The sequence below is a fragment of the Bradyrhizobium sp. R2.2-H genome, from assembly GCF_004346455.1.
GTDB lineage: Bacteria > Pseudomonadota > Alphaproteobacteria > Rhizobiales > Xanthobacteraceae > Bradyrhizobium > Bradyrhizobium diversitatis.
On record NZ_SMBR01000005.1, the window covers coordinates 463,895 to 490,628 of the forward strand.

Genomic DNA, 26,734 nt, shown 5'->3' on the forward strand with positions numbered 1-26,734 from the left:
GGGGGCAATTCCACCCTGCCGAGGAGAGCGTCGAATGCCGTGGAAGAATCAGGGCGGTGGCCCGTGGGGCTCGGGTCCAAAGGGACCATGGGGCTCAGGCCCGCAACCGGTCGGGCCGAGGCCGCCGGATCTGGAAGACCTTCTGCGGCGCGGCCAGGACCGCCTCCAGCAGATCATGCCGGGCGGCTATTTCTCCGGCATCGGAATCACGCTGATCATCCTGCTGATTGTGGCAGTCTGGCTGCTGTCGGGCTTCTTCCGCGTGCAGTCCGAAGAGCTCGGTGTCGTGCTGCGCTTCGGCAAGCATGTCCGCACCGTGCAGCCGGGCCTGAACTATCACCTGCCCTACCCGATCGAGACCGTGCTGCTGCCGAAGGCTCTGCGCGTCAACACCATCTCCATCGGCATGACGCTGATCGACGATCCGGCGCGGCGCGGCCGCTCGGTTCGTGACGTGCCGGAAGAGAGCCTGATGCTGACCGGCGACGAGAACATCGTCGACGTCGACTTCACCGTGCTCTGGCGCATCAAGCCGGACGGCGTCGGCGACTTCCTCTTCAACATCCAGAACCCCGAAGGCACGGTCAAGGCGGTCGCCGAGAGCGCGATGCGCGAGGTGATCGGCCGCTCGCAGATCCAGCCGATCCTGACCGGCGCGCGGAACGTCACCGAGCAGAACGTGCACGAACTGATCCAGAGGACGCTGGACAGCTACGGCGCGGGCATCCAGATCAGCCAGGTGCAGATGCAGAAGGTGGATCCGCCGGCGCAGGTGATCGACGCCTTCCGCGACGTGCAGGCAGCGCGCGCCAATCTCGAGCAGCTGCAGAACGAAGCGCAGACTTACGCCAACCAGGTGATCCCCCAGGCGCGCGGCCGTGCCGCGCAGATCCTGCAGGCTGCCGAGGGCTACAAGGAGCAGGCGGTCGCCGAGGCCAGGGGCCAGAGCGCGCGCTTTCTGAAGGTTTACGAGGAATACAAGAAGGCGCCCGACGTGACGCGTGAACGGATCTATCTGGAGACGATGGAGCGCGTGCTCGGCGGCGCCGACAAGCTCGTCTATGACGGCGGCGCCTCGGGGCAGGGCATCGTGCCCTATCTGCCGCTTCCCGAACTGACGACCAAGCGGCCGCCTACCACCGGTCCGCAGTCGAGCGGAGGCAGCCGATGAGGTCGCCGGTTACAGGTTTCGTCACGCTGCTCGGGCTGCTTCTGGTCGTGATCGTGGCCTACATGTCGCTGTTTACGGTGCAGCAGACCGAGCAGACCATCGTGCTCCAGTTCGGCAGGCCCGTCGACGTCGTCACCGCGCCCGGCCTGCATTTCAAGGCGCCGTGGAATTCGGTGATCAAGATCGACAAGCGGATCCTCGACCTGGAGAATCCGTCGCAGGAAGCGATCGCGTCCGACCAGAAGCGGCTCGTGGTCGACGCCTTCGCGCGCTACCGCATCAAGGATGCGTTGCGCTTCTATCAGAGCATCGGCTCGATCCAGGCTGCCAACGTCCAGCTCACCACGCTCCTGAACGCGGCGCTGCGCCGCGTGCTCGGCGAGGTCACCTTCATCAACGTGGTGCGCGACGACCGCGAGAAGCTGATGCAGCGCATTCGCGACCAGCTCGATCGCGAGGCCGACGGCTACGGCATCGAGGTCGTCGACGTCCGGATCCGCCGTGCCGACCTGCCGGAGCAGAATAGCCAGGCGGTCTACCAGCGCATGAAGACGGAGCGTGAGCGCGAGGCCGCCGAGTTCCGTGCGCAGGGTGGACAGAAGGCGCAGGAGATCAAGTCCAAGGCCGATCGCGAGGCCACCGTCATCGTCGCGGAGGCCAATTCGCAGGCCGAGCAGACCCGCGGTGCGGGCGATGCCGAGCGCAACCGCCTGTTTGCGGAAGCCTACAGCAAGGACGCCGACTTCTTCGCCTTCTACCGGTCGATGACGGCCTATGAGAACGGGCTGCGTTCGAACGACACCCGCTTCCTGCTGCGGCCGGACTCGGATTTCTTCCGGTACTTCAGTAATCCGTCGGGCAAGATGGCAAATGAGACGCCGGCGAAGCCGTAAGCTAGACAAGGGCGGCCGGTCTGGCCGCCCTTTGTCCAGACAAGAACAGTATAGCGGGAGGTTCCATTCCGATGAGGTCCATTGCGTTCGCCGACTTCCTCATCGGCCTAGGCATCCTGTTCGTGCTTGAAGGCTTGATGTTCGCGGCCAGTCCCAACTGGATGCGCAAGGCCATGAAGAGCGCCATCGCTACGCCGGACAACGTCCTGCGGGCGGTTGGGATCGGCTCTGCCGTGGCCGGTCTGGTCCTGATCTGGGTTATCCGGCGCCCGATTTAGGGCATCAGGCCAACGCCAAAGTGAAGGCGACAGACTGGTTTTCGTCATATTGTCGGGGTCTTGAAGCCCGTTAAGCTCCGCGCTTGCGCCGTGCCCCCGTTCGAGCGCAGTCTGGCGCCGAATCCCTTTGTCTGGAGATCACAATGATCGCTGCCACCACTGCCCCGTCCCGCTCGCGCCGTTGCGTGCGACTTGGTGTGCGAATTGGGCTGGCCGCGCTCGCCGTCAGTGCTTTCAGCGCGTTCGGCACGCCGGCCCATGCGCGTGGGCCGGATGGCATCGCCGACGTCGCCGAGAAGGTGATCGACGCGGTCGTCAACATCTCGACTTCCCAGACGGTCGCGGCCAAGGGCGGCGGCGGCAGCAACACCATGCCGCAACTGCCGCCCGGCTCGCCGTTCGAAGAGTTCTTCGACGACTTCTTCAAGAACCGCCGGAGCCCCGGTGGCGGCAGCAAGGGCGGCGACAACAATCCCCCGCGCAAGACCAACTCGCTCGGAAGCGGCTTCATCATCGATGCGTCAGGCGTCGTCGTCACCAACAACCACGTCATTGCGGACGCCGACGAGATTCACGTCATTCTCAACGACGGCACCAAGATCAAGGCCGAGCTGGTCGGCGTCGACAAGAAGACCGATCTCGCCGTGCTCAAGATCAAGCCGCCGAAGCCGCTGGTCGCGGTCAAGTTCGGCGACTCCGACAAGCTGCGCCTCGGCGACTGGGTGGTCGCGATCGGCAACCCCTTCAGCCTGGGAGGCACGGTGACGGCCGGCATCGTCTCGGCCAAGAACCGCGACATCTCCTCAGGGCCATACGACAGCTACATCCAGACCGACGCCTCCATCAATCGCGGCAATTCCGGCGGTCCGCTTTTCAATCTCGACGGCGACGTCGTCGGCGTCAACACGCTGATCATCTCCCCATCCGGCGGCTCCATCGGCATCGGTTTCGCCGTGCCGTCGAAGACGGTGGTGGGCGTCGTCGATCAGCTCCGCCAGTTCGGCGAGCTGCGCCGCGGCTGGCTTGGGGTGCGCATCCAGAGCGTCACTGACGAGATCGCCGAGAGTCTCAACATCAAGCCGGCGCGCGGTGCGCTGGTCGCCGGCGTCGACGACAAGGGTCCGGCCAAGCCCGCCGGCATCGAGCCGGGCGACGTCGTCGTCAAGTTCGACGGCAAGGACGTCAAGGACCCGAAGGACTTGTCCCGCGTCGTCGCCGACACGGCGGTCGGCAAGGAGGTCGACGTCGTCATCATCCGCAAGGGACAGGAAGAGACCAAGAAGGTCACGCTCGGCCGCCTCCAGGACCCCGAAAAGGTGCAGGCCGCGGTGAAGACCGACGAGCCCGCGCCCGAGAAGCCGGTGACGCAGAAGGCGCTTGGCCTGGACCTCGCAGCGCTCAACAAGGATCTGCGCACGCGTTACAAGATCAAGGACAGTGTCAAGGGCGTGGTCGTCACCGATGTCGACGCCAATTCAGATGCTGCCGAGAAGCGCCTCTCGGCCGGTGACGTCATCGTCGAGGTCGCGCAGGAGGCAGTGTCCAGCGGCGCCGACATCCAGAAGCGGGTCGATCAGCTCAAGAAGGACGGCAAGAAGTCGGTGCTGCTGCTGGTCTCGAACGGCGAGGGCGAGTTGCGTTTCGTCGCGCTGAGCGTGCAGTAAGCCGGGCTGTCATTCCGGGATGGCGCGCAAGCACCGGCCCGGAATGACGCAGGGAAGCTACGCCTCGACGAACTCGTCGCGGCGATACCCCTGCGCATAGAGCAGCGCAGTGAGATCGCCGTGATCGATCCGCGCGGCCGCGGCAGCGGCCACTGCGGGCTTGGCGTGATAGGCGACGCCGAGCCCTGCCGCCTGAATCATCGCGAGATCGTTGGCGCCGTCGCCGACCACCACCGAGTCGATGTCGTCGAGATCGAACGACTCCATCAAATCCACGAGCGTCGCGAGCTTTGCGGCGCGGCCGAGGATCGGCTCCTTCACCTCGCCGGTGAACTTGCCGTCGCGTACGACGAGCTCGTTGGCGCGGTTCTCCTGGAAGCCGATCTCGGCGGCGACCGCGCGCGTGAACAGCGTGAATCCGCCGGAGACGAGGCAGGTGTAAGCGCCGTTCGCGCGCATGGTCGCGACCAGTGTCCTGCCGCCCGGCGTCAGCGTGATGCGCTTGGCCAGCACCTCGTCGACCACGTTTGCGGGCAGGTCCTTGAGCAGCGCGACGCGCTCGCGCAGCGCCGGCTCGAACTCGATCTCGCCGCGCATCGCGCGCTCGGTGATGCCAGCGACATGCGCCTTCACCCCGACGAAATCGGCGAGCTCGTCGATGCATTCCTGGCCGATCATGGTGGAATCCATGTCGGCGAGAAAAAGCTTCTTGCGCCTGAAGCCAACAGGCTGCACGACGATATCGATGGGCAGGTCGCCGCGGAGCTCGCGCAACCGCTGCTCGATGGCGTGACGGTCGCCTCCGAGGTTACTGTCGGTGCCGAAGGGGATGTCGACCGCGACCCCGTCGAACAGCCAGTGCGCGGGCGCCGCTTGTGGCAGCACGGCGCGGGCGCCGTCGACGATGGTCGAGTCGAGCGCGGGATTGTCGGGGTTGCAGATCAGCGTGGCAACGAGGGACATTGAGGGTTTCGTGAGCGAGGGGCATTCAAGCAAGGCCGTGCTTATCGCAGGCCCGACCGCCAGCGGCAAGTCTGCGCTGGTGCTCGAGCTTGCCCTCGCCACCGGCGGTCTCGTCATCAATGCCGATTCCATGCAGGTCTACCGCGACCTCCGCATCATCACGGCGCGGCCGACAGCGGCGGACGAGGCGCTCGTGCCGCATCGCCTCTATGGCCATGTCGATGCCGCCGTGAATTTTTCGGCGGGCGCCTGGGTCAGCGACGCGGCGACGGCGCTCGATGAAGCAAGGGCTCAAGGCCGTCTGCCGATCTTCGTCGGCGGCACGGGGCTCTATTTCAAGGCTCTGACGGCCGGCCTCTCCGTGGTGCCGCCGATCCCGGCCGAGGTGCGCGACGATGTGCGTGCGCGGTTGGAACGGGGGGGCGTCGAGGCGTTGCACGCGGAACTTGCGCGCCGGGACCCAGCTGCAGCCGAGCGATTGAACCTGCGCGACCGCACGCGGATTGCGCGCGCGCTCGAGGTGATCGAGGCGACCGGGCGTTCACTGCTCGACTGGCACCGGGAGGGACAGCCACCGCTGCTGCCCAAGGACAGCTTTCGCGCGGTGTTTCTCGCGCCTGAGCGGGACGAGCTCTACGCCCGCATCGACGCCCGCTTCGACGTCATGCTGGGTGCCGGTGCGTTGAGGGAAGTCGAGCGGCTCGCCGCCAGACACCTCGATCCGCTGCTGCCGGCGATGAAGGCCCATGGCGTGCCGGCCCTGATCCGGCATCTGCGCGGCGAGCTCAGCCTGGAGGAGGCCGCCAGCATCGGCCGCGCCGACACCCGCCACTACGCCAAGCGGCAATTCACCTGGTTCCGGCACCAATTGCCGGAATTCGAATGGATCAGGCCGGAGGAGGCAAGGGGTTGGCTCGCGGCGGTCGTGAATGCGGCGGACCCGGGTTGACGCGCTTTTGTGCGTGGTTCCGGGAATTTACCCCTCGCCGAAACCGGGGAACACCGCTACACTGCCGAAATCGCGCGGGATTGGCCGCATTGCCTTGACATCCGGGCTTTGGCCGCTATGTTTCGCGCAACCTTTGGGAAGCCGATCGCCTGCCATGCGTAACATTATTACCAAACTCCTTATCGCCGTCGTACCCAGGCACACCGCCGGGGATGGCTAGCTGCCATCCACAAGACAGGCGGTGTGCATGGGCCCTCTTCGGGGCCTTTTTTATTTCCCGAACCCGACACGAACGAAGCCGCTGACAACAGCGCATCCGGAGCAAGCCAATGAGCGACAAGAGCCACGACCCGAACCAGATGACCGGCGCCGCGATGATTGTCCGCGCGCTCATCGATCACGGCGTGACCGACATTTTCGGCTATCCCGGCGGCGCCGTGCTTCCGATCTATGACGAGATCTTCCAGCAGAGCGAGGTCCAGCACATCCTGGTCCGCCACGAGCAGGGCGCGGGGCATGCCGCCGAGGGCTATGCGCGTTCGACCGGCAAGCCGGGCGTTGCGCTGGTGACCTCCGGTCCCGGCGCCACCAACATGGTGACGCCGCTCACCGACGCGCTGATGGACTCGATCCCGCTGGTCTGCATCTCCGGCCAGGTGCCGACGCATCTGATCGGCAACGATGCCTTCCAGGAATGCGACACCGTCGGCATCACGCGTCCCTGCACCAAGCACAACTGGCTGGTGCGCGACGTCAACGATTTGGCCAAGGTGCTGCATGAGGCGTTCTATGTCGCAACCTCGGGCCGTCCGGGCCCGGTGCTGGTTGACGTCCCCAAGGACGTGCAGTTCGCGACCGGCACCTACCATCCCCCGCGCAAGTCCGACGTGCACCGCTCCTATGCGCCGCGCGTGAAGGGCGACGCGACGCAGATCCGCAAGGCCGTGGCGCTGCTGGCCAATGCCAAGCGTCCCGTGATCTACAGCGGCGGCGGCGTCATCAATTCCGGCCCCGAGGCGACCAGGCTGCTGCGCGAGCTGGTCGAGGTCACCGGTTTTCCGATCACCTCCACCCTGATGGGCCTCGGTGCGTATCCGGCCTCAGGCAAGAACTGGCTCGGCATGCTCGGCATGCACGGCACCTACGAAGCCAACATGACCATGCATGATTGCGACGTCATGCTGTGCGTCGGCGCGCGCTTCGACGATCGCATCACCGGTCGCGTCGATGCGTTCTCGCCCGGCTCGAAGAAGATCCACATCGACATCGATCCGTCCTCGATCAACAAGAACATCCGCGTCGACGTGCCGATCATCGGCGATTGCGGCAACATCCTCGGCGACATTCTCCAGGTGTTCAAGGCGGAGGCGAAGAAGCCCGACATCAAGTCGTGGTGGCAGCAGATCGCGCAATGGCGCGCCCGCAACTCGCTCTATTACAAGAAGAGCAACGACGTCATCCTGCCGCAGCACGCGATCCAGAGCCTGTTCGAGGCGACGCGCGGCAAGGACACCTACATCACGACCGAGGTCGGCCAGCATCAGATGTGGGCGGCACAGTTCTATGGCTTCGAGGAGCCGCATCGCTGGATGACGTCGGGCGGTCTCGGCACCATGGGCTATGGCCTGCCGGCGGCGGTCGGCGTGCAGGTCGCCCATCCCGACAGTCTCGTCATCGACATCGCGGGCGATGCCTCGGTGCAGATGACGATGCAGGAGATGTCGACGGCTGTGCAGTATGAGCTGCCGATCAAGATCTTCATCCTGAACAACCAGTACATGGGCATGGTGCGCCAGTGGCAGCAGCTGCTGCACGGCAACCGGCTGTCGCATTCCTACTCGGAGGCGCTGCCGGATTTCGTCAAGCTCGCGGAAGCCTATGGCGCCGTCGGCCTCCAGGTGCACAAGCCCGCCGATCTCGAGGGCGCCATCAAGGAGATGATCTCGGTCAAGCGCCCCGTGCTGTTCGACTGCCGCGTCGCCGCGCTGGAAAACTGCTTCCCGATGATCCCCTCCGGCAAGGCGCACAACGAGATGCTGCTGCCGGAGCAGGCGAACGATGAAGCCACGGCGAAGGCATTCGCCGGCGGCAAGGCTCTGGTGTGACAAGAGAGATTTGAAGGGGACGACAATGAACCAGCCCGCATCCGCCTACTTCATCGAGGACCGCCACGATCCCAACGAGACGCACACGCTCGCGGTGCTCGTGCAGAACGAGCCGGGCGTGCTCGCGCGCGTCATCGGCCTGTTCTCGGGGCGCGGCTACAACATCGAGAGCCTCACGGTCTCGGAGACCGAGGCCCAGAAGCATCTGTCGCGAATCACCATCGTAACCACGGGTACGCCGATGGTGATCGAGCAGATCAAGCACCAGCTCGATCGCATGATCCCGGTCTATCGCGTCGTCGACATGACCCTGACCAGGCGCTCGATCGAGCGCGAGCTGGCCATGGTGAAGGTGCGCGGGCAGGGCGAGCACCGGGTCGAGGCGCTCAGGCTGGCGGATGCATTCCGCGCCCGCGTGATCGACGCCACCACCGAGAGCTTTGTGTTCGAGATCACAGGCAATACGGACAAGATCAACCAGTTCATCGACCTGATGCGTCCGCTCGGCCTCGTCGAGGTGTCGCGCACCGGCGTCGCCGCGATCGGTCGCGGACCTGAAGGGATGTGAGCCATGTTGGCGCGCGACTGGTACTACAACGAGCGGAACCGGATGGGGATCGAGCCCGCGGTGGCCTCGATCTACGACAGCCATGACGATGCCGATCTGCAGGCGCGCGCCGCGCTGAAGATGCTCGGGGTCCAGCGTGGCTGGCGCATCGCCGATATCGGCTGCGGCAACGGCGTGCTCGCCACCGAAGCGGCGTTGATGGGGGCCGACGTCGACGCCATCGACATTTCGCCGGCGATGCTGGCGCTGGCCGAGATCTATGCCCGCGACCGCAAGGCGCCCGTGCGCACCCAATCCGCCGGTCTGCTCAGCTTCGCTTACCGGCCGGAATCCTACGATCTCATCGTCAGCGAGTTTACGCTGCACCATCTGCCGGATTTCTGGAAAGCGGTGGCGATGTCGCGGATCTTTCGCGCGCTCAAGCCCGGAGCGACGTTTTATCTCCGTGACATTGTTTACTCATCGATGCCCGACGCGATCGAGCGCGACGTCGAGCAATGGGCCGATTTCCAGATCAAGAACCACGATTTCTCCCGCGAGGGCGTGGTGACCCACATGCGCGACGAATATTCCACTTTCGGCTGGGTGATGGAGCGGATGCTGACTGACGTCGGCTTCACGCTGGTCTCGGTCGACTACCACGCACCGATGCACGGCACGTATCTGCTGCGCAAACCGAAAGCCGGCGAGCAAGGCTAGACGAGAACAAGAATAAGCAAGGCTGCACGACAAGACAGAACCGGAAACAACAATGAAGCCGGCCGACATCCTCATCGCCGTCATGGTGGCGATCGTATGGGGGCTTGCCTTCGTGGCGAGCCGAATGGCGCTCGACGAGCTGTCGCCGGAGTTGATGACGGCGCTGCGCTTCACCATTGCCGCGGCGCCCTGCCTGTTCATTCGCAAGCCGAAGATTGCCTGGTCGCTCCTGATCGCGATCAGCTTCACGTTGTTCCTCGGTCAGTTCCTGAGCCAGGCCTATGGCATCGCCCATGGCGTGCCGGTGGGTTTGACCTCCGTCGTCGTGCAGAGCCAGGCGCTGTTCACGATCGGCTTCGCTGCGCTCGTCTTCGGCGAACGCCCGACGCTGGTGCAGACGCTCGGTATCATGATCGCCGCTGCCGGGTTGCTGATGATCTGCGGAACGGTCGGCTACGACTTCAGCGTTGCCGCCTTCGCGGTGCTGATGATCTCGCCGATCAGCTTTGCGGTTGGCAATCTCTTGCTGCGCCAGGCACGCGGCGTGCCGATGTTCGATCTTTTCGCCTGGCTGTGCCTCAGCGCCGCCGTGCCGCTGTTCGCGCTGGCGCTGATCGCCGATGGGCCGTCGCCGACCTGGACGTCGCTGACGCATCTATCGCTGACGTCGGCGCTCTGCATGCTGATGCTCGGCGGCATCTCCACCAGCATCGCCTATTGGCTGTGGGGCCGCCTGTTGCGCGACTATCCCGCCGCGCAAGTGGTGCCGTTCGCGCTGCTCGTGCCGTTCGTCGGCTCGGCCGCCTCCAGCATCATGTTCGGCGAGCGGTTCGGACCGTTGCGCCTCGCCGGCATGCTGACCGTGATCGGCGGCATCGCCGTGATGGTGCTGGCGAAGCGCCCGCAAGTCCTGCCCAAGACCGCGTGAGGTGAATATGACCTACTCGCTGTTCTACGCCTTCCTCGCCTTCATGGCGGTGATGTACTTCACCCCGGGGCCGAACAACATCATGCTGTTGTCCTCCGGCCTGACCTACGGCTTCCGGCGCACGATCCCGCATATTGTCGGCATCGTCATCGGCTTCGCCTTCATGATCGCAGCCGTCGGCCTCGGGCTCGGCACCGTGTTCCTGGCCTATCCGATCCTGCAAACCATCCTGAAATATGCCGGTGCCGCCTACTTGATCTATCTTGCCGCCGTGATCGCGATGTCCGGTCCGGCGAAGCCGGGCGAGGAGAAGGCGCGCGGCCCGATGACCTTCTGGGGCGCGGCGATGTTCCAGTGGATCAACGCCAAGGGCTGGGTGATTGTGATCGGTACCATCACCGCCTATGCCGCGATCGCCCAATTCCCGCTCAACATCGCCATTCAGACCGTGATCAGCCTCGTCGTCGGCACGGTCTCGACAGTGGTCTGGGCCCTGTTCGGCACCGCGCTGCGCCCGGTCCTGACCTCCGAGCGGCTGGTCCGCGCCTTCAATATCCTGATGGCGGTCCTGCTGCTCGCTTCCCTCTACCCCGTTTTCATGGATGCATGATGCCGCGGATTTCCATGCAGAAACGGGTTTCCCTCAGGGCTGAAAATGCTCTAGACAGCCCCCGAAATCCGCAAATTTCACCCTTCGGACACTGACCATCGGCCGATTTTCGGCCCTGAACGAGGAAACGACCTATGCGTGTTTATTACGATCGCGACGCCGACCTGAACCTGATCAAGGGCAAGAAGGTCGCCATCGTCGGCTATGGCAGCCAGGGCCATGCCCATGCGCTCAACCTCAAGGACTCCGGCGTCAAGGAAGTTGCCATTGCGCTGCGCAAGGGTTCGGCCTCGGCCAAGAAGGCGGAGAACGCCGGCTTCAAGGTGATGGAAGTCGCCGAAGCCGCCAAATGGGCCGACCTCGTCATGATGCTGACGCCGGACGAGCTCCAGGGCGACATCTACCGCGAGCACCTGCACGACAACATGAAGAAGGGCGCCGCCCTGGTGTTCGCGCACGGCCTCAACGTCCACTTCAACCTGCTCGATCCGCGCGCCGACCTCGACGTGCTGATGATCGCGCCGAAGGGCCCCGGCCACACCGTGCGCTCGGAATATCAGCGCGGCGGCGGCGTGCCCTGCCTGATTGCGATCGCCAAGGACGTCTCGGGCAACGCCCATGACCTCGGCCTGTCCTACGCCTCCGCCATCGGCGGTGGCCGCGCCGGCATCATCGAGACCACCTTCAAGGAAGAATGCGAGACCGACCTGTTCGGCGAGCAGGTGGTGCTCTGCGGTGGCCTGGTCGAACTGATCAAGGGCGGCTACGAGACCCTGGTCGAAGCCGGCTATGCGCCCGAGATGGCCTATTTCGAGTGCCTGCACGAAGTGAAGCTGATCGTCGACCTGATCTATGAAGGCGGCATCGCCAACATGAACTACTCGATCTCCAACACCGCCGAGTACGGCGAGTACGTCACCGGCCCGCGCATCATCACCGACGAGACCAAGAAGGAGATGCGGAAAGTTCTGGCCGACATCCAGGGCGGCAAGTTCGCGCGCGACTGGATGCTCGAGAACAAGGTCAACCAGACCTCGTTCAAGGCGACCCGCGCCAAGCTCGCCGCGCACCCGATCGAGGAAGTCGGCGCGAAACTGCGCGACATGATGCCCTGGATCAAGAAGGGCGCGCTGGTCGACAAGAGCAAGAACTGACGGCTACGCCGTCATTCCGGGGGCGCGAAGCGCAACCCGGAATCCAGAGGTTGTGGATCGAGATTTCCGGGTTCGCGCTAACGCGCGCCCCGGAATGACGAACGAACGCAACCTTGCTCGCCAAACCAAATCTTAAATCTTCGCGGCTATGATCGAGCGAGATCGCAAACAGTGGTCTCGCTCTTTCCATCCCGCGCGAAGCAGTGCTGCTTTATTCAAATTCTTCGCAAGTTGACGCGCGGCCTGAACGCGAAGAACCGACTTTTAAACCACATTCTTGGCATCGCGGCGTTTGTCGCACTTTCTCGCTGCATTCCGAACATCAAAACCTCTGCGTCTTCAGGGGCAAGGATTCGGCTCTTCATCCACATTCTCATCTCGTGTCCACTGAGAGCCGGGCCGTTGCATGCCGGCCGAGCGCATCGCCGAAATCGTGCTCGAGCGCTGACCGCGGCAGGTCCCAAGGTGCGCCGTCAGATCACGCCGGAGCCGATGCGCCACCTGATCGGGGCCGTCTTGCCGCTGCCGCGTACTGATCGATGCTGCGCTGCAACCTGCGGCGGAGGGAATCGAGATCTCCGTCCGTGAGGCCGCCTGCCGGGCGGCAATGTCGGCGGGGGGCACCGTTCCGGCGCTTCCCGAAACCGCGATGCCTTGATGGTGGCCGTGGCAGAGGAGGCGCAGCGGCGCTTTCGTGCCAAGATCGAGACGGCGCTGGCCTCGTTGCCGGCCGCCGACCCGCTGGCCGGCTTTCACGCGTTCCGCCTCGCTTGTCTGCGCTGGGCCACGGCGCAACCCCGCGCATGTCCAGATCATCTCCAACGGGCGCGATTTCGTCCATGGCGTTGGCGCGTGGAGGAGCGTGAAATCGAGCGGGTGGCGGAGGCGGTGCTCGACCTGTTCATCGCGGGCGTTGCCAAGCCGTAGCAGCTTCGCCGCTCGCTAACATTAGGCGAAGGTCGGGCCGCTCCGTGCGTTGCCTGTCCTTGACCATTCCGTTACAGTTTTATGACACGGTGCAGGCTTCCGGCTGCGCCGGACGCCCTGACCGGCCGGTCAGACGTGTCACCGGGCCGGACTTGAAGTTCAGCGTATTTTCGATGGCGTCCGCGCCCAATCCAGGTCCTTCTGCCGCGACCGCCGTGCTGGCGAGCGTCGCCGCGCTCGGCATCTGGCGCCTGCTCGCGGTTGCAGCGCCGCATCTCGCTGCCCTCGCGCTGATGTACGAAACCGAGACCGATTTCGGCTCGCGCCTGTCCTTTGCGCTCGCCTGGGGCATCCTGAACTTCTTCTGGATCACGTTGCTGCGGCGGCCGGCGCTCTCGGGCGCATTGTCGCTGACCATGGTCGTCGTGCTGGTGCTGCTGTCGCAGCTCAAGCACGAGGTCGTGCAGATGACGGTCAATTTCATCGACCTGATGATGATCGACCGCGACACCGTCGCGTTCCTGTTCACGATCTTCCCGAACTTGCGCTGGTCGGTGATTCTGGCCGGCCTGATCACGCTGCCGTTGATGTATTCGCTGTGGTGGCTCGACCCGTTCCGCGTCCGCCGCCTGCCGGCGCTGGCCTGCAAGCTCGCCTGCCTCGCCGGGCTTGTCGGGTATTCGCTCTATCATCCGGATGAAGCCTGGCGCAGCTATTACGACGACGGCTATCTCTCGAAATTCTTCCGTTCGGGCGTCAGCGCGGTGTCGGATTTCGCGCAATACGGCTTCATGGAGGCGGCCGCTTCGACCGATGAACGGCTCAACATGCCACTGGTCGATGCCTGCCACCCCGCCGGCCGCCGGCCGAACATCATCATGATCCATGATGAATCGAGCTTCGATATCCGCGCGGCGCAGGGCATCAAGGTGTCGCAGGGCTATGGCAGCCACTTCACGTCCTGGGACGGCAAGCAGCGCACGTTCCTCGCCGAGAGCAATGGCGGACCGAGCTGGTTCACCGAATACAACGTGCTCGCGGGGCTTTCCTCGCGCTCGTTCGGACGCTTCGCCTATTTCGTGACGCGCATTGCCTCGAGCCGGGTTGAGCGCGGCCTGCCGCTGGCGCTGCGCCGCTGCGGCTACGAGACGCTCTCGCTCTATCCCGCCAATGGCGGTTTCATGGGCGCGCGCAGCTTCCAGATGACGACCGGCATCGAGCGCTTTCTCGATGCGAAGGACCTCGGCGCGAAGGATGTCGAGCCCGACAGCTTCTTCTACGACAAGGCGCTCCAGCTGATGGGCCAGCAGCCGCCGAACAAGCCGCTGTTCACCTTTATCTATCTCGGCGCCAATCATTTCCCCTGGGAGACGCGCTTCCGTCCCGACCTGCTGCCGAACTGGCGCGCGCCGGGCAATGTGCCGTCGATCGACGAATATCTGCGCCGGCAGGCAATCAGCGCCGAGCAGTACAAGGCCTTCGTCGCAGGCCTGAAGAAGAACTTTCCGGGCGAGCCCTTCCTGATCGTGCGCTACGGCGATCACCAGCCGGAATTCGCACCGCAGATCCTCGAACCCGGGCTCGACGAGGGCGCTCTCGGCAAGAAGCTGGACAATTACGATCCGCGTCTCTATGCGACCTATTATGCGATCGACGCGGTCAATTTCGAGCCGCTGAAGAGCGCGGCGGTGATGGACACAATCGACGGTCCCTATCTGCCGCTGGTGATCCAGGAAGCCGCCGGCATCCCGCTGGACCCGTCGTTCGCCGAGCAGAAGGAGATCATGCTCCGCTGCAACGGCATCTTCTATGGCTGCAAGGACGGCGCTGAGGCGCGGCGGTTGAACCGGCTGCTGATCGACGCGGGGATGATCAGGGGGCTTTAGCATCTCGTTGGATTGCGGACCCAACTCCTCGATCGCCGCTCTACGAAATCTGCGGCCACTCTCTAACCGTCACCCTGAGGTGCTCACCAAGCGGCGTAGGCCGCTTGGTGAGCCTCGATGGGCGACTGCCCGGCTGCATCCACATCGGGGCCGCTCATCCTTCGAGGCTCCGCGCGCACCGCTTCGCAGCGCACGCCTCGCACCTCAGGATGACGGGGTGAACCGCTGACCTACTGCTGAACCTTCCCCCACAGCCACTTCGCGACCGCATCCGGCGAGGAGTTCGCGTCATTGCCGCTGGCGCGCAGGTTCGCCTCGCGCATGGTGGCGATGTCGATCTTGCCGAGCAGCGGCCTCAGCGCCGCCTGCAGTCGCTCGTCACCGGCGCGTTTCGGCGCGAGCAGCAGGATGGCGTCGTAGGGCGGGATGGCGTGCCTGATATCGTCCAGCGCGACGAGATCGTACTTCGCGATCAGGCCGTCGCTGGTGTAGCCGGCGATCACGTCGACCTCGCCGCTGGCGGCTGCCGCATACATGAAATCCGGCTGCATCTGGCGTTGGGCGCGGAACGAAAGGCCGTAGGCCCTTTGCAGGGCCGCCCATTCGGGCCGCGAGAAGAATTCGTAGTCGCCGGCAATCGACATCGTCGATGCGTGTGCGGCGAGATCGGCGATGGTGCGGATGCCGAGCGCCTCGGCGCGCTTCCTCGGCATCACCAGCGCATAGGCATTCTCGAAGCCGAGGTCGCCGAGCAGGGTGATGTTGTCCCTGGCGAGCGCTGTCTTGAGTTCCGCGAGCAGCTCGGTGCGCGGCTTGATATCGCTGCGATGCAGCTGGTTGGCCCAAAGCGTGCCGGAATAGTCGACATAGAGATCGATGTCGCCGGCCTTCAGCGCCTCGAAGATCACGCTCGAACCGAGGCTCGAGCGCGCCGTCGCGGACAGGCCGGCGGCTTGGAGACGGTCCCTGAGGAGCGCGGACAGCACATACTGCTCGGCAAATGTCTTGGCGCCGACGACGTAGCCCTGCGAGGAGCGGCCCATTGTCGGCACCAATGTTGCGGCAACGAGAGCTGCGATCCCGATGCAGCCGAGCGCCGCGCGCAGACGGCTGCGACGACGCAGACCATTCTCGATCAGGCCAAGCAGTTGATCGACGGCGAGCGCGAGCAGGGCCGAGGCCAGGCAGCCGAACAGGACGAACACCCAGTTCTGGGTCTGGAGCCCGGCGAAGATGTAATTGCCGAGGCTGGTCTGCCCGATCGGGGTCGACAGCGTCGCGGTGCCGATCACCCAGACTGCGGCGGTGCGGATGCCCGCCATCATCACCGGCAGTGCCAGCGGCAGCTCGACCATGAGCAGCGATTGGCGTCCGGTCATGCCGACGCCCTTGGCGGCTTCGATCAGCGCGGGATCGATGCCGTTGAGCCCGGTGATGCCGTTGCGCAGCACCGGCAGCATCGAATAGAGCGCCAGCGCCAGCATCGCCGGCAGGAAGCCGAAGGCGGAGAAGGAAACGCCAAACCAGGCCAGCGCGACCGAGGCCGCCGCGAGCAGCAGCGGATAGAACAGTGCAAGCAGCGCCAACCCAGGCACGGTCTGCACGATGCTGGCGAACGCGAGCAGCAAGCCGCGAGGCGCCGGGCGATTGCGCGTGAGGATCGCCAGCGGCAGGCTGACGGCGAGACCGAGCGCCAGTGCGGCAAGGCTGACCTGCACATGGTTGCCGAGGTAGTCGGGCAGATGCGCCAGCGCCTCGCCCCAGCGCGGATCGGTGAGGAGGCTCATGCCGCGCCGCCCTGCGGCAACAGCGCATTCAGCCGCTCGGCCTGGCGCCGCGGCGTGCGCAGCAGCTCCAGCACGTAGCCGTCGCCGCTCCTGGTGAGCTCATCGGGCGTGCCCTGCGCGCGCAGCTGTCCGCCGCGCATCACTGCGATGCGGTCGGCGAGCAAGAGAGCCTCCGTCATGTCATGGGTGATCATCACTGTGGTCAGGCCGAGCTTGCGATGCAGCGAGCGATAGTCGTCGCCGAGCGCATCGCGGGTGAGGGGATCGAGCGCGCCGAACGGCTCGTCCATCAGCACGATGCGAGGCCTTGCCGCGAGCGCCCGCGCCACGCCGACGCGCTGGCGCTGGCCGCCCGAGAGCGCTTCCGGCAGACGGTCGCGATGCGCAGCACGGTCGAGCTGCACCAGCTCGAGCAGCTCGTCGACACGCGCCGCGATATCCGCCGCCGACACACCCAGTAGTCTCGGCGTGATCCCGATATTGTCGGCGACGCTCAAATGCGGGAACAGCCCGCCGCTCTGGAACACGTAGCCGATCCGCCGCCGCAGCGCGACCGGATCGACGTCTCTCACATCCTCGCCCTCGACGGTGATGGTACCGCCGTCGGCCTCGATCAGCCGGTTGGTGAGCCGCAGCAGCGTGGTCTTGCCCGAGCCGGAGCCGCCGACGATCGCCACAAACTCGCCCTCGGCGATGTCGAGCGATACATCGCTCAGAGCCCTGAGGGAGCCGAAGCTCTTGGTGACGTGTGCATAGCCGATCATGGGACTGGACGGCATCAGACCTGCGCTCGGCTCGGTTGCCTCTGAGGGGCGGGGTGACGGGACCCATGCGTAGCACGCTTGGCGCCTTGATTGAACTTGGCCGCGCGAGCGGCTAAGGCATCGGCCTGAATTCGGAGGAAGCACATGACGACGCCCACGGCAGTGGCGCTGGAAGATGCCAAGGTCGCGTTCCGCCTCGGGGACGGGCGGGTCTATACGGCGGTCGAGAAAGCCCATCTCACGGTCGCCCAGGGCGAGTTCGTCGCCATCGTCGGCCCGACCGGCTGTGGGAAATCGACGCTGCTCAACGTTGCGGCCGGGTTGCTCAAGCCCGCCGCCGGTAGCGTCCGGATTTTCGACCGGCCGCTGGCGGGGCTGAACCGGGATGCCGGCTACCTGTTCCAGGCCGACGCGCTGTTCCCGTGGAAGACCGCGCTCGACAATGTCGCGATCGGGCTCGAGATCAAGGGCACGCCGCGCACTGATGCGCTGCCGCGGGCGCAGAAATGGCTGACCTCCGTCGGCCTCGGCGCCTTTGCGGGCCGTTATCCGCACATGCTCTCCGGCGGCCAGCGCAAGCGCGTGGCGCTGGCGCAGGTGCTGATCCGCGATCCAAAAATCCTGCTCATGGATGAGCCGTTCGGGCCACTCGATGCACAGACCCGCCAGGTCATGGGCAACCTTCTGCTCGACTTGTGGAACGCCGACCGCAAGGCCGTGCTGTTCGTCACCCACGATCTGGAAGAGGCGATCGCGCTCGCCGACCGCGTCGTGATCATGTCGGCCGGGCCGTCCTCGCGCATCATCGGCGACTGGCAGGTGAGCCTGCCGCGCCCGCGCGACATCTTCGAGGTACGGCTGGACAAGGAATTCCATGCGCTGCATCGCGAGATCTGGAGCGTGCTGAAGGACGAGGTGATGAAGGGCTACGCGCAATCGACTCATGCGGCGGAGGCGGTCTGATGTCGCGCCCGACGCTGTTCGCGCTGCAGATCTTGGTCGCCGTCGTCGGCATCGTGCTGTGGCAGGTGCTGACGACCGTGCCCGTGTTCGGCAAGATCCTGCTGCCGCCGTTCTTCTTCTCCAACCCGTTCGACGTGTTCAGCCAGATCGTGAAATGGTTCGCCTCCGGCGTGATCTGGAAGCATCTCGGCATCACATTGGCGGAATCGATCCTCGCCTTCGTGATCGGATCGCTGGGCGGCGTGCTGGTCGGCTTCTGGTTCGCACGCCAGCCGCTGGTCGCCGCCGTGTTCGATCCCTACGTGAAGATGGTCAACGCATTGCCGCGCGTCGTGCTGGCGCCGATCTTCGCGCTGTGGCTCGGGCTCGGCATCTGGTCCAAGGTCGCGCTCGGCGTCACCTTGGTGTTCTTCATCGTGTTCTTCAACGTCTATCAGGGCGTGAAAGAGGTCAGCCGCACCGTGCTCGACAACGGCCGCATGCTCGGCATGAGCGAGCGGCAATTGATGCAGCACGTCTATTGGCCGTCGGCGCTGTCCTGGATGTTCTCCTCCCTGCATACCTCGGTCGGCTTCGCCGTGGTCGGCGCGGTGGTCGGCGAGTACCTGGGCTCGGCCGCAGGCCTCGGCTATCTCATCCAGCAGGCGGAGGGCGTGTTCGACGTCGGCGGCGTGTTCGCGGGCATGTTCGTGCTGTCCGCCTTCGTCATCCTGATCGACTACGGCGTTACGCTGGTGGAGCGGCGGCTGCTGGTGTGGCGGCCGGCTGCGTCGGACGGGCGTGGTTAAGCCGCCTCGTTGCGCGCTGACATTTATGTGATCGGCGGGCCGGAATAGAACGCGCGGCCGCGCGTCAAACCCCCATGCGACCACTCGCATGGGAGTTCTTGATGTACCCGTCACAGTTTCGCTGCGCCGTAGCGGCGCTCTCGGCCAGATGTCGATGGCCCGGCTCTGGCTTCGGCGCGGCGTTCCTCGCCGCGCGCATTCTCGTCGCGTTCGCGGTGCCTCCGCTCGCGTTCGCGCATGAGTCCCATCCGGGCAACCCGCCGGCTGCGCTGAGCACGGAGGAACGGGCCTTTCTGGAAGAAAATGAAGCCGCCATGAACAAGATGATGAACGACATGGCGGTCAAGCCGACCGGCGACGTCGATCGCGACTTCGTCGCGATGATGAATCCGCATCATCAGGGCGCGATCGACATGGCGGTCATCGAATTGCGCTATGGCAAGAACGAGCAGCTGCGGCGCATCGCCCAGGAAATCGTTGTCGATCAGATGCAGGAGATCGCGGCCATGAAGCTCGCCATAGGCGAGCCGGCCACGGACACCGCACCTGCTCCGACGCAACCGGCATCCGCTCCGGTTGCCAACGTTCATCATCATTCGGGCATGCAGATGGATATGCCCGCCGGAATAAAGAAATAGGAGCGACATACATGAACACATCGAAATGCAGGGTTGTGAGAAGCATTTTCCTGGCCGCCACGATGCTTGCAGGCGGATCCGCCGCATGGGCGGGGCAGGCACCGGGCGCGCTGTCCGCCCCCGATATTCCGATCAGCCATCACGACCGCGTTTACGCCGCAGAACAATTCTCGAATACGGTTTCGGTCACCGACCCCGTCGACAACAAGCTGCTTGGTGTGATCCGGCTGGGCGACCCGCAACCCGGCAATTTCAGCCCGCTCTACAAGGGCCAGGTCCTCGTGCACGGCATGGGCTTCTCGCCGGATCACAAGACGCTCGCCGTGGTTTCGATCGGTTCGAACTCCGTGAGTTTCATCGATACCGCGACCAACGCTGTCAAGCACGTGACCTACGTCGGGAGGTCGCCACATGAGGCGTTCTACACGCCGGACGGCAAAGAGGTGTGGGTCACCGTCCGCGGCGAAAACTACATCTCCGTCATCGACCCGACCAGCTTCAAGGAGAAAACCCGCATCGCGACCCCGAACGGGCCCGGCATGCAGATTTTCTCACCCGACGGCAAGTATGGTTACATCTGCTCGTCCTTCAATCCGGAAACTGACGTGGTCGCTGTTGCCGAGCACAAGATCATAGCGAGGGTGAAGCAGGAGAGCCCATTCTGCCCGAACATCGCGGCGACGCCGGATGGGAACCAAGTATGGTTCACGCTGAAAGACGTGGGCCGGACCCAGGTGTTCAACGCGAGGCCGCCGTTCAATGCGATCAAGACCATCGAAACCGGCCCGATCACAAATCACGTCAACTTCGCGCATACGACCAAGGGCACGTATGCCTATGTCACTGTCGGTGGCCTGAACGAAGTGAAGGTATTCCGCACCGACGACTTCTCGCAGGTCGCGACGATCCCGGTTGGTAGTCTTCCGCACGGTGTGTGGCCGTCCGGCGACGGGACCCGCATCTATGTCGGGCTGGAGAATGCCGACGCGCTTGCGGCTATCGATACGGCAACCAACAAGGTCATCGCAAACGTTCCGATCGGCCAGGCGCCGCAGGCGATCGCCTATGTCCCAAACGCCGCGCCTGACCCGGATGACCGCCAAAACTTGCAGTCTCTCGGTGTTGCCGGCCAGGTTGCCCATCTCGCGCTTGTATCGAAAGGTGGTGCGGGGGGCCAGGCGCCGACCAGCGTGTCGTTGTTCGATCAGGGCTTGATACAGGTCCTGCAGGCTTCGGTGACGGGACTTCAACCCAGGCAGAAATATGTGCTGGCGCTGGCGGACCATGGCGATGGAAGCGGGCCGCTGCAGCCATTGGCAGCGTTCATGACCAATCCGGCCGGATCAGCCATCGTCAACGCGGTCGGTCCGATCCGGCAGATCGTCGACCAGTCTGCCGCGGCTGCCAGGCGATATCTGGTGATTGCGTCCGGCGACGCGGCCATGCCGGGCGACGTCATTCAAATCGAGGCGCGATGACGTTCGGCGGGCATCAACCGAGATGAGGCGGAGCGCGTCATGAAGGATATGCTGGTTCAGGTCGAGCCGCTGATCCCCGCGCTCCGCCGCTATGCGCGTGCGCTCATGCGCGATCGCGCGGCGGCTGACGATCTGGTCCAGGATTGCCTGGAGCGCGCCGTCAGCCGCTGGCAGCAGCGGCGCGATGGCAGCGTCCGCGCCTGGCTCTTCACCATCCTTCACAATCTGGCGATCACGCAATTCCGCCAGGCCACAGCGCGGGGAAGGCATATGCCGATCGACGATGCGGGTGAGCAGGAGCTTGTCAGCGCGGCAGCGCAGGAACAAAGCCTGATCTACCGGGACTTCCTGAGCAAGCTTGCGCGACTGCCGGAAGAGCAACGAGCGGTCTTGCTGCTTGTCGCAGTCGAGGATCTCTCCTACGCGGATGCTGCGAAAGTCCTCGGCGTTCCCGTGGGCACCGTGATGTCGCGCCTGTCGCGCGCACGGGAGCGGTTGCAGCAGGAAATGGATGCGGTGGGGCCGAGGAACGTCGTCGCATTGCGGAGCTTGAAATGAACCAGCGGCCGATCACGGAAGATGATCTCCACGCCTATGTGGACCAGGCGCTCGAGCCCGAGCGTCGCGCCGAGGTCGCATCCTATCTGGACGAGCATCCGGATGTCGCGAACCGCGTTGCGGGCTTCGCCAACCAGCGCGAGCAGCTGCGTGGCGCGCTCGCTTCAATCGCCGACGAGCCATTGCCCGCGGAATTGAACCTGTCGCACATCATCGAGAGCCGGAAGCGCCGTCCCCTGCGGGCGTGGCGGGCAATCGCTGCGATGTTGCTTCTAGGTATCGGAGGCCTCGGCGGATGGACCATGCGCAGCGTACTGCAGGATAGCTCGAACGGACTATCCGCGTTGGCCCAGGAAGCAGCCTATACCTATGGCGTTTTCGCACCGGATCGCGTGCGTCCGGTCGAGATACGGGCGTCCGACAGCGCAGAGCTCACGCAATGGATATCCAACCGGCTGAAACAGCCGGTCAAGGTACCGGACCTCTCCGTCTCGGGCTATCGGCTGATGGGCGGGCGTCTGGTCGCGACCTCGCACGGTCCGGCCGCGATGTTCATGTACGACGACGATCGCGGCGATCGCCTCGTGGTACTGACGCGTCCGATGAGCAGCCGCAATCAGGATGCGCCGATGATGCCGCAGTCGTCCGGCGACGTCGCGGGTTTTGCCTGGATAGACGACGGCCTTGGCTATACCCTCGTCGGCCAGCTTCCGACAGACACCCTCAAGCCGATCGCGAACGAGATCCGGAAGCAGGCGCGTCCGATCTAGCGGCGAAATTCACGAAACGGGCCCGCGCATCGGCGCGAGCCCGATCGCGAGGGCTCAATCCGGCAGCGTGACGTCGTCAGGCGCCTGCGGCGGCGTCTTGATCCTCCCCATCAGGAATTGCTCTTGTCCGGGCATGCTATTGCGCCAAGGCCGATGGCCAGCCCACCGAGGCAGCGCTTCTCAAGCCCGTCCCGCTGCTCTATGGTGCCGCCGGCCGAACGGAGGACACCAATGAAGAACACGATTGCCAGGCTCGCCGGCGCGCTGCTCGCGCTGACGCTCACCACCTCGCTTGCCGCGGCGCAAAGCAAGGTGACCATCGCGGTCGGCGGCGGTTCCTGCCTGTGCTATCTGCCGACGGTGCTGGCCAGGCAGCTCGGCGAATACGAGAAGGCCGGCGTCAGTGTCGAGCTCGTCGACCTCAAGGGCGGTTCGGACGCGCTCAAAGCCGTGCTCGGCGGCAGCGCCGACGTGGTCTCCGGCTATTTCGACCATTGCGTCAATCTCGCGGCCAAGAAGCAGGAGCTCCAGTCCTTCGTGGTCTATGACCGTTACCCCGGTCTCGTGCTGGTGGTCGCACCCTCGCGCACCAACGACATCAAATCGGTCAAGGATCTCGCCGGCAAGAAGGTCGGCGTCAGCGCGCCCGGCTCCTCCACCGACTTCTTCGTCAAATACATGCTCAAGAAGAACGGCGTCGATCCCGCCGATACCGCCGTGATCGGTGTCGGCCTCGGCGCCACCGCGGTTGCCGCCATGCAGCAGGGCCAGATCGATGCGGCCGTGATGCTCGATCCGTCCGTCACCGTGCTTCAGGGCGGCCACAAGGATCTGCGCATCCTCTCGGACACCCGCACCCAGAAGGACACGCTGGAGACCTTCGGCGGCGAATATCCGGGCGGCGCGCTGTACTCGACCGCGGCCTGGATCAACGGCCATGAGAAGGAGACGCAGGCGCTCACCAATGCGATCCTCGCCACGCTGGCCTGGATCCATTCCCATTCGCCCGAGGAGATCATGGCGAAGATGCCAGAGCAGGTGGTCGGCAAGAACAAGGATCTCTATCTCGCCGCGCTGAAGAACACGATCCCGATGTTCTCGGAAACCGGCAAGATGGATCCGAAGGGCGCGGATGCCGTGCTTGCGGTGTTCAGCGTCGGCTCGCCCGAGGTCGCGAACGCCAAGATCGACGTCAGCAAGACCTTCACCAACAAATTCGTCGAGCAGGCCAAGAAGACCACGGGCAATGCCAAATAGCCGACGCGAAGGCGTGGCAATCGCCCGGTCATGACGTCACCGGTCATACATCGCGTCACGACGCTCGATCTTGCGGTGCGGCCGATCGTGTGGCCGTTCGCGGAGGAACGGCGTGCCGAGATCGCGGCGCATTTCGCCGAGAAGCAACGTGAGCGGCCGAAGATCTGGAACGGCCGCGTCCTGCTCGGGCGCGACGCCGTGTTCAGCAACGGTCACCTGACGGCGACCTATTTCGAGACTGATTTCGCAAGCTTCCTCGCCTGGCGCGACTGGGACTTTCCCGACAAGGCCGTGTTCAACGGCTTTGGCATGGGCGCGTTGCGCGCCTCCGACGGCGCCTTCATCATGGGCGAGATGGCGCCCCACACCGCCAATGCGGGCCGCATTTATTTCCCCTCGGGAACGCCTGATCTCGACGATGTCAGGGACGGCGCGCTCGACATTCCCGGCAGTGTTGTCCGCGAACTCGGCGAGGAGACCGGCCTGACCGCGGCTGACTATCGGATCGAGCCGGGCTGGCATTGCGTGGTCACAGGCCCCACGATCGCGATGTTGCAGGTCATCAACCTGGACATGCCGGGCGACATGGCTCGCGCCCGGATCGAAGCCAACCTTGCGCGCGAAACCGAGCCGGAGCTGTCGGCCATTCACCTCGTGCGCGGGACCAGCGATCTCAGGCCGTCCATGCCGCGATTTGTCACGGCCTTCGTCGAGCAGCAGTTCGCAGCGCGCTGATGCGCGAGGCTTGACATCGCCGCGCGCAGCCCATGTGATGGGCCGAAGAATTGCACCAAGAATGCAATGCACAATCGTCCAGGGAGGTTTTGATGCGCCTGCGCATGGCTGCCCGTTTGGTACGTGGGTTGTTGGTCGCCGTATCGGCGACGGGCTTGGCGGCGTCCGCCGAGGCCCAAGACAAGGCTCAGGAGAAGAAGCTCAAGATCGGCGTCATCTACGATCTGACCGGCCCGCTCGCCGGCGGCGGCTCGGAGCTGCAATATACCGGCGCAAGGATCATGCTGGATCAGTACAGCGCGAAGGATGTCGAGGGCTACAAGATCGAGGCGATCTATGCCGATGCTCAGAGCAAGCCGGACGTCGCCATCAATGAAGCGATCCGTTTGATCGAGCAGGAAAAGGTCGACATGCTGCTCGGCTTCTTCTCCTCGGCGCAGTGCGTGCCGGTGGCGGCGCGCGTCGAGCAGTTGAAGAAGTTCATGTGGATCACAACCTGCATTTCGTCCGCGGTGCTGGAGAACAAGAACTACAAATACGTGTTTCGGCCGCAGGCTTCCGGCGATCAGTTCGGCATGATGACGATGGACTTCATCGCGCAGAACACCAAGGAGAAGTTGGGCAAGGATCCGAAGGACCTGCGGGTCGCCATCATCCATGAGGACGGCGCCTACGGCGTCGACGTTGCCAAGGGCAATGAAGCCGGTGCCAAGAAGGCCGGTTTCAACATCGTGCTCAGGGAAGGCTATTCGGCCACGGCCCCGGATTTGTCTGCGCTGGTCACCAAGCTGAAGCGGGCCAAGCCGGATGTGATCTTCCACACCGGCTACAATCCCGACATCACCCTGTTGCTCCGGCAAGCCCGCGAACAAGGGCTGAAGTTCGGTGCGCTGGTGGGACATGGCGCCGGCTACGGGGTCTATGAGAAGCTGAAGGAAGGCCTGGGCGCCGATGTAAACTACGTCTTCAACACCGATCCGATCTCGATCTGGCTCGCCAACCAGAAGAGCATGGATCCGAAGCTGCCGCCGATCATCAAGGCGGTTGGCGAGGAGTTCGACAAGCGCAAGCCGGGCGTCGCCATCCGTTCGGCTCATGTCGGCATGGCTGCGTCCAACACCTACCTGTTCCTGACCGACGTGCTGCCGCGAGCGATCAAGAAATATGGCGGCATAGATCCCGACTCCCTGCGCAAGGCAGCACTCGACACCGACATACCCGAAGGCGGCACCATGCTCGGCTTCGGCGTCAAATTCCACGGCGAGGGCTCGCCAATGGCCGGCCAGAACGAGCGCTCGTTCCCCGTCGTGATCCAATACGTCGACGACAAGTCCTACGTGGTGTGGCCCAAGAGTCAGGCGCAGCGCGAGGCCGTGCTGCCGCTGCCGAAAGGCACCACCTACAGCAACCAGTAGCGGCGGAGAACGGCGGTGCTGGAAGTGAACGGGCTGGTGAAGCGGTTTGGCGGCTTCACCGCCGTGAACAACGTGTCGTTCAAGGTCGACGAGGGCGAGATCCTCGGCCTGATCGGCCCCAACGGTTCGGGCAAGAGCACGATCTTCAACATGCTCTCCGGCACGCTGGCGCCGACATCAGGTTCGATACTTTTCGCCGGCCACGAGATCGCGGGCCTCGCGCCGCACCGGATCATCAACAGCGGCATCGGCCGCACCTTCCAGATTCCGCGCCCCTTCCGCCGCCTGACCATCTTCGAGAACGTTGCGCTCGCCGGTTTCTACGGCCAGGGCCGCCACAGCCGTGCCAGGGCGGACGAGGCGGCCGAGCGCTCGCTCGCCATGGTCGGCCTGCCCACCGATCGCCATGCCAGCGTCGATGGCCTCGGCGCTGCCGGCCTGAAGAAGCTCGAGCTTGCGAAAGCGCTCGCCACCGCGCCGAAGCTGCTGCTGGCCGACGAGAGCCTCGGCGGCCTCGACGAGGCCGAGATGGATCAGGCCGCCGACATGCTGCGCAACATCCGCGACGAGCTCGGGATCACCATCATCTGGGTCGAGCACATCATGGGCGTGCTGATGCGGGTCGTCGATCGCGTCATGGTGCTGGATCACGGCGAGAAGATCTCGGAGGGCCTGCCGAGTGCGGTCGCCGGCGATCCGCGGGTGATCGAGGTCTATCTCGGCACCGATGCCGAGACCACGCAGGCCGCGGCCGCCGAAGCGCGCCGCCGGGCGGGAGGCTAGCCG

The 26,734-nt window shown here is 64.7% G+C and carries 26 protein-coding genes; 23 read left to right on the forward strand and 3 right to left on the reverse strand.

Annotation, left to right across the window (positions count from 1 at the left end; genetic code table 11):
• Window positions 1-34: 34 nt before the first annotated feature.
• The 4 genes from hflK (at window position 35) to EDE08_RS16355 (ending at window position 4,006) form a co-directional block, all read left to right on the forward strand.
• Entirely contained in the window at window positions 35-1,171 is a 1,137-nt protein-coding gene (gene hflK / locus EDE08_RS16340; protein WP_131869808.1) for an FtsH protease activity modulator HflK, read from the forward strand.
• A complete protein-coding gene (hflC, locus tag EDE08_RS16345) occupies window positions 1,168-2,064 on the forward strand; it encodes a protease modulator HflC (RefSeq protein ID WP_131869809.1) in 897 nt (298 codons plus the stop codon). The genes hflK and hflC overlap by 4 nt, the downstream gene beginning before the upstream one ends.
• 71 nt (window positions 2,065-2,135) lie before the next feature.
• Complete coding sequence (locus EDE08_RS16350) at window positions 2,136-2,342, forward strand: DUF2065 domain-containing protein (RefSeq protein ID WP_028177121.1); 207 nt, start codon at window positions 2,136-2,138, stop codon at window positions 2,340-2,342.
• Window positions 2,343-2,485: 143 nt separating this feature from the next.
• Window positions 2,486-4,006 (forward strand): Do family serine endopeptidase, encoded by a 1,521-nt coding sequence (locus EDE08_RS16355; protein ID WP_131869810.1) that lies wholly within the window; start codon window positions 2,486-2,488, stop codon window positions 4,004-4,006.
• Between the two features lie 57 nt (window positions 4,007-4,063).
• On the opposite strand, the gene serB is transcribed toward EDE08_RS16355, so the two are convergent.
• Window positions 4,064-4,969 (reverse strand): phosphoserine phosphatase SerB, encoded by a 906-nt coding sequence (gene serB / locus EDE08_RS16360; RefSeq protein WP_131869811.1) that lies wholly within the window; start codon window positions 4,967-4,969, stop codon window positions 4,064-4,066.
• Between the two features lie 10 nt (window positions 4,970-4,979).
• Between serB and miaA the strand changes: the two genes are divergently transcribed.
• The 9 genes from miaA (at window position 4,980) to EDE08_RS16410 (ending at window position 14,795) form a co-directional block, all read left to right on the forward strand.
• Window positions 4,980-5,918, forward strand: a complete 939-nt coding sequence (gene miaA, locus EDE08_RS16365; RefSeq protein WP_207913000.1) for a tRNA (adenosine(37)-N6)-dimethylallyltransferase MiaA — start codon at window positions 4,980-4,982, stop codon at window positions 5,916-5,918.
• A gap of 329 nt (window positions 5,919-6,247) precedes the next feature.
• The gene (locus EDE08_RS16370; protein ID WP_131869812.1) at window positions 6,248-8,023 is read left to right on the forward strand and encodes an acetolactate synthase 3 large subunit; all 1,776 of its coding nucleotides are present in this window, start codon (window positions 6,248-6,250) and stop codon (window positions 8,021-8,023) included.
• A gap of 25 nt (window positions 8,024-8,048) precedes the next feature.
• Complete coding sequence (gene ilvN, locus EDE08_RS16375) at window positions 8,049-8,591, forward strand: acetolactate synthase small subunit (RefSeq protein ID WP_028177127.1); 543 nt, start codon at window positions 8,049-8,051, stop codon at window positions 8,589-8,591.
• Window positions 8,592-8,594: 3 nt separating this feature from the next.
• Window positions 8,595-9,290 carry a class I SAM-dependent methyltransferase gene (locus EDE08_RS16380; RefSeq protein WP_131869813.1) on the forward strand — a complete coding sequence of 232 codons (696 nt, stop codon included), beginning with the start codon at window positions 8,595-8,597 and terminating at the stop codon, window positions 9,288-9,290.
• Between the two features lie 52 nt (window positions 9,291-9,342).
• A complete protein-coding gene (locus EDE08_RS16385; protein ID WP_131869814.1) occupies window positions 9,343-10,218 on the forward strand; it encodes an EamA family transporter in 876 nt (291 codons plus the stop codon).
• 7 nt (window positions 10,219-10,225) lie between these two features.
• A complete protein-coding gene (locus tag EDE08_RS16390) occupies window positions 10,226-10,828 on the forward strand; it encodes a LysE family translocator (protein ID WP_165935933.1) in 603 nt (200 codons plus the stop codon).
• Window positions 10,829-10,962: 134 nt separating this feature from the next.
• Window positions 10,963-11,982, forward strand: coding sequence for a ketol-acid reductoisomerase (gene ilvC / locus EDE08_RS16395; protein WP_035700280.1), 1,020 nt, complete (start codon window positions 10,963-10,965; stop codon window positions 11,980-11,982).
• 657 nt (window positions 11,983-12,639) lie between these two features.
• The gene (locus tag EDE08_RS16405) at window positions 12,640-12,909 is read left to right on the forward strand and encodes a hypothetical protein (protein ID WP_245524797.1); all 270 of its coding nucleotides are present in this window, start codon (window positions 12,640-12,642) and stop codon (window positions 12,907-12,909) included.
• A 173-nt stretch (window positions 12,910-13,082) separates the two neighbouring features.
• The gene (locus EDE08_RS16410) at window positions 13,083-14,795 is read left to right on the forward strand and encodes a sulfatase-like hydrolase/transferase (RefSeq protein WP_131869816.1); all 1,713 of its coding nucleotides are present in this window, start codon (window positions 13,083-13,085) and stop codon (window positions 14,793-14,795) included.
• 230 nt (window positions 14,796-15,025) lie between these two features.
• Here EDE08_RS16410 and EDE08_RS16415 read toward each other — a convergent pair whose 3' ends face one another.
• Both EDE08_RS16415 and EDE08_RS16420 read right to left on the reverse strand, forming a co-directional pair.
• Window positions 15,026-16,582 carry a glycine betaine ABC transporter substrate-binding protein gene (locus tag EDE08_RS16415; RefSeq protein ID WP_131869817.1) on the reverse strand — a complete coding sequence of 519 codons (1,557 nt, stop codon included), beginning with the start codon at window positions 16,580-16,582 and terminating at the stop codon, window positions 15,026-15,028.
• The gene (locus EDE08_RS16420; protein WP_131869818.1) at window positions 16,579-17,361 is read right to left on the reverse strand and encodes an ATP-binding cassette domain-containing protein; all 783 of its coding nucleotides are present in this window, start codon (window positions 17,359-17,361) and stop codon (window positions 16,579-16,581) included. The genes EDE08_RS16415 and EDE08_RS16420 overlap by 4 nt, the downstream gene beginning before the upstream one ends.
• Before the next feature lie 129 nt (window positions 17,362-17,490).
• Between EDE08_RS16420 and EDE08_RS16425 the strand changes: the two genes are divergently transcribed.
• The 10 genes from EDE08_RS16425 to EDE08_RS16470 all read left to right on the forward strand — a co-directional run bounded on the left by EDE08_RS16425 (window position 17,491) and on the right by EDE08_RS16470 (window position 26,731).
• On the forward strand, window positions 17,491-18,309 hold the full coding sequence (locus EDE08_RS16425) for an ABC transporter ATP-binding protein (RefSeq protein ID WP_131869819.1): 819 nt from the start codon (window positions 17,491-17,493) through the stop codon (window positions 18,307-18,309).
• Window positions 18,309-19,097 (forward strand): ABC transporter permease, encoded by a 789-nt coding sequence (locus EDE08_RS16430; RefSeq protein ID WP_131869820.1) that lies wholly within the window; start codon window positions 18,309-18,311, stop codon window positions 19,095-19,097. The genes EDE08_RS16425 and EDE08_RS16430 overlap by 1 nt, the downstream gene beginning before the upstream one ends.
• 101 nt (window positions 19,098-19,198) lie before the next feature.
• Entirely contained in the window at window positions 19,199-19,735 is a 537-nt protein-coding gene (locus tag EDE08_RS16435; protein WP_165935932.1) for a DUF305 domain-containing protein, read from the forward strand.
• Window positions 19,736-19,746: 11 nt separating this feature from the next.
• Window positions 19,747-21,213: a YncE family protein gene (locus EDE08_RS16440; RefSeq protein ID WP_131869822.1), complete on the forward strand. Its 1,467-nt coding sequence runs from the start codon at window positions 19,747-19,749 to the stop codon at window positions 21,211-21,213.
• A 39-nt stretch (window positions 21,214-21,252) separates the two neighbouring features.
• A complete protein-coding gene (locus EDE08_RS16445) occupies window positions 21,253-21,771 on the forward strand; it encodes a sigma-70 family RNA polymerase sigma factor (RefSeq protein ID WP_131869823.1) in 519 nt (172 codons plus the stop codon).
• Window positions 21,768-22,541 (forward strand): anti-sigma factor family protein, encoded by a 774-nt coding sequence (locus EDE08_RS16450; RefSeq protein ID WP_131869824.1) that lies wholly within the window; start codon window positions 21,768-21,770, stop codon window positions 22,539-22,541. Before EDE08_RS16445 ends, EDE08_RS16450 begins: the two co-directional genes overlap by 4 nt.
• A gap of 231 nt (window positions 22,542-22,772) precedes the next feature.
• Window positions 22,773-23,798, forward strand: a complete 1,026-nt coding sequence (locus tag EDE08_RS16455) for an ABC transporter substrate-binding protein (protein WP_165935931.1) — start codon at window positions 22,773-22,775, stop codon at window positions 23,796-23,798.
• A gap of 30 nt (window positions 23,799-23,828) precedes the next feature.
• Window positions 23,829-24,533, forward strand: a complete 705-nt coding sequence (locus EDE08_RS16460; RefSeq protein ID WP_131869825.1) for an NUDIX hydrolase — start codon at window positions 23,829-23,831, stop codon at window positions 24,531-24,533.
• A gap of 92 nt (window positions 24,534-24,625) precedes the next feature.
• Complete coding sequence (locus EDE08_RS16465) at window positions 24,626-25,948, forward strand: ABC transporter substrate-binding protein (protein WP_131869826.1); 1,323 nt, start codon at window positions 24,626-24,628, stop codon at window positions 25,946-25,948.
• A 15-nt stretch (window positions 25,949-25,963) separates the two neighbouring features.
• On the forward strand, window positions 25,964-26,731 hold the full coding sequence (locus EDE08_RS16470) for an ABC transporter ATP-binding protein (RefSeq protein ID WP_131869827.1): 768 nt from the start codon (window positions 25,964-25,966) through the stop codon (window positions 26,729-26,731).
• Window positions 26,732-26,734: the final 3 nt, after the last annotated feature.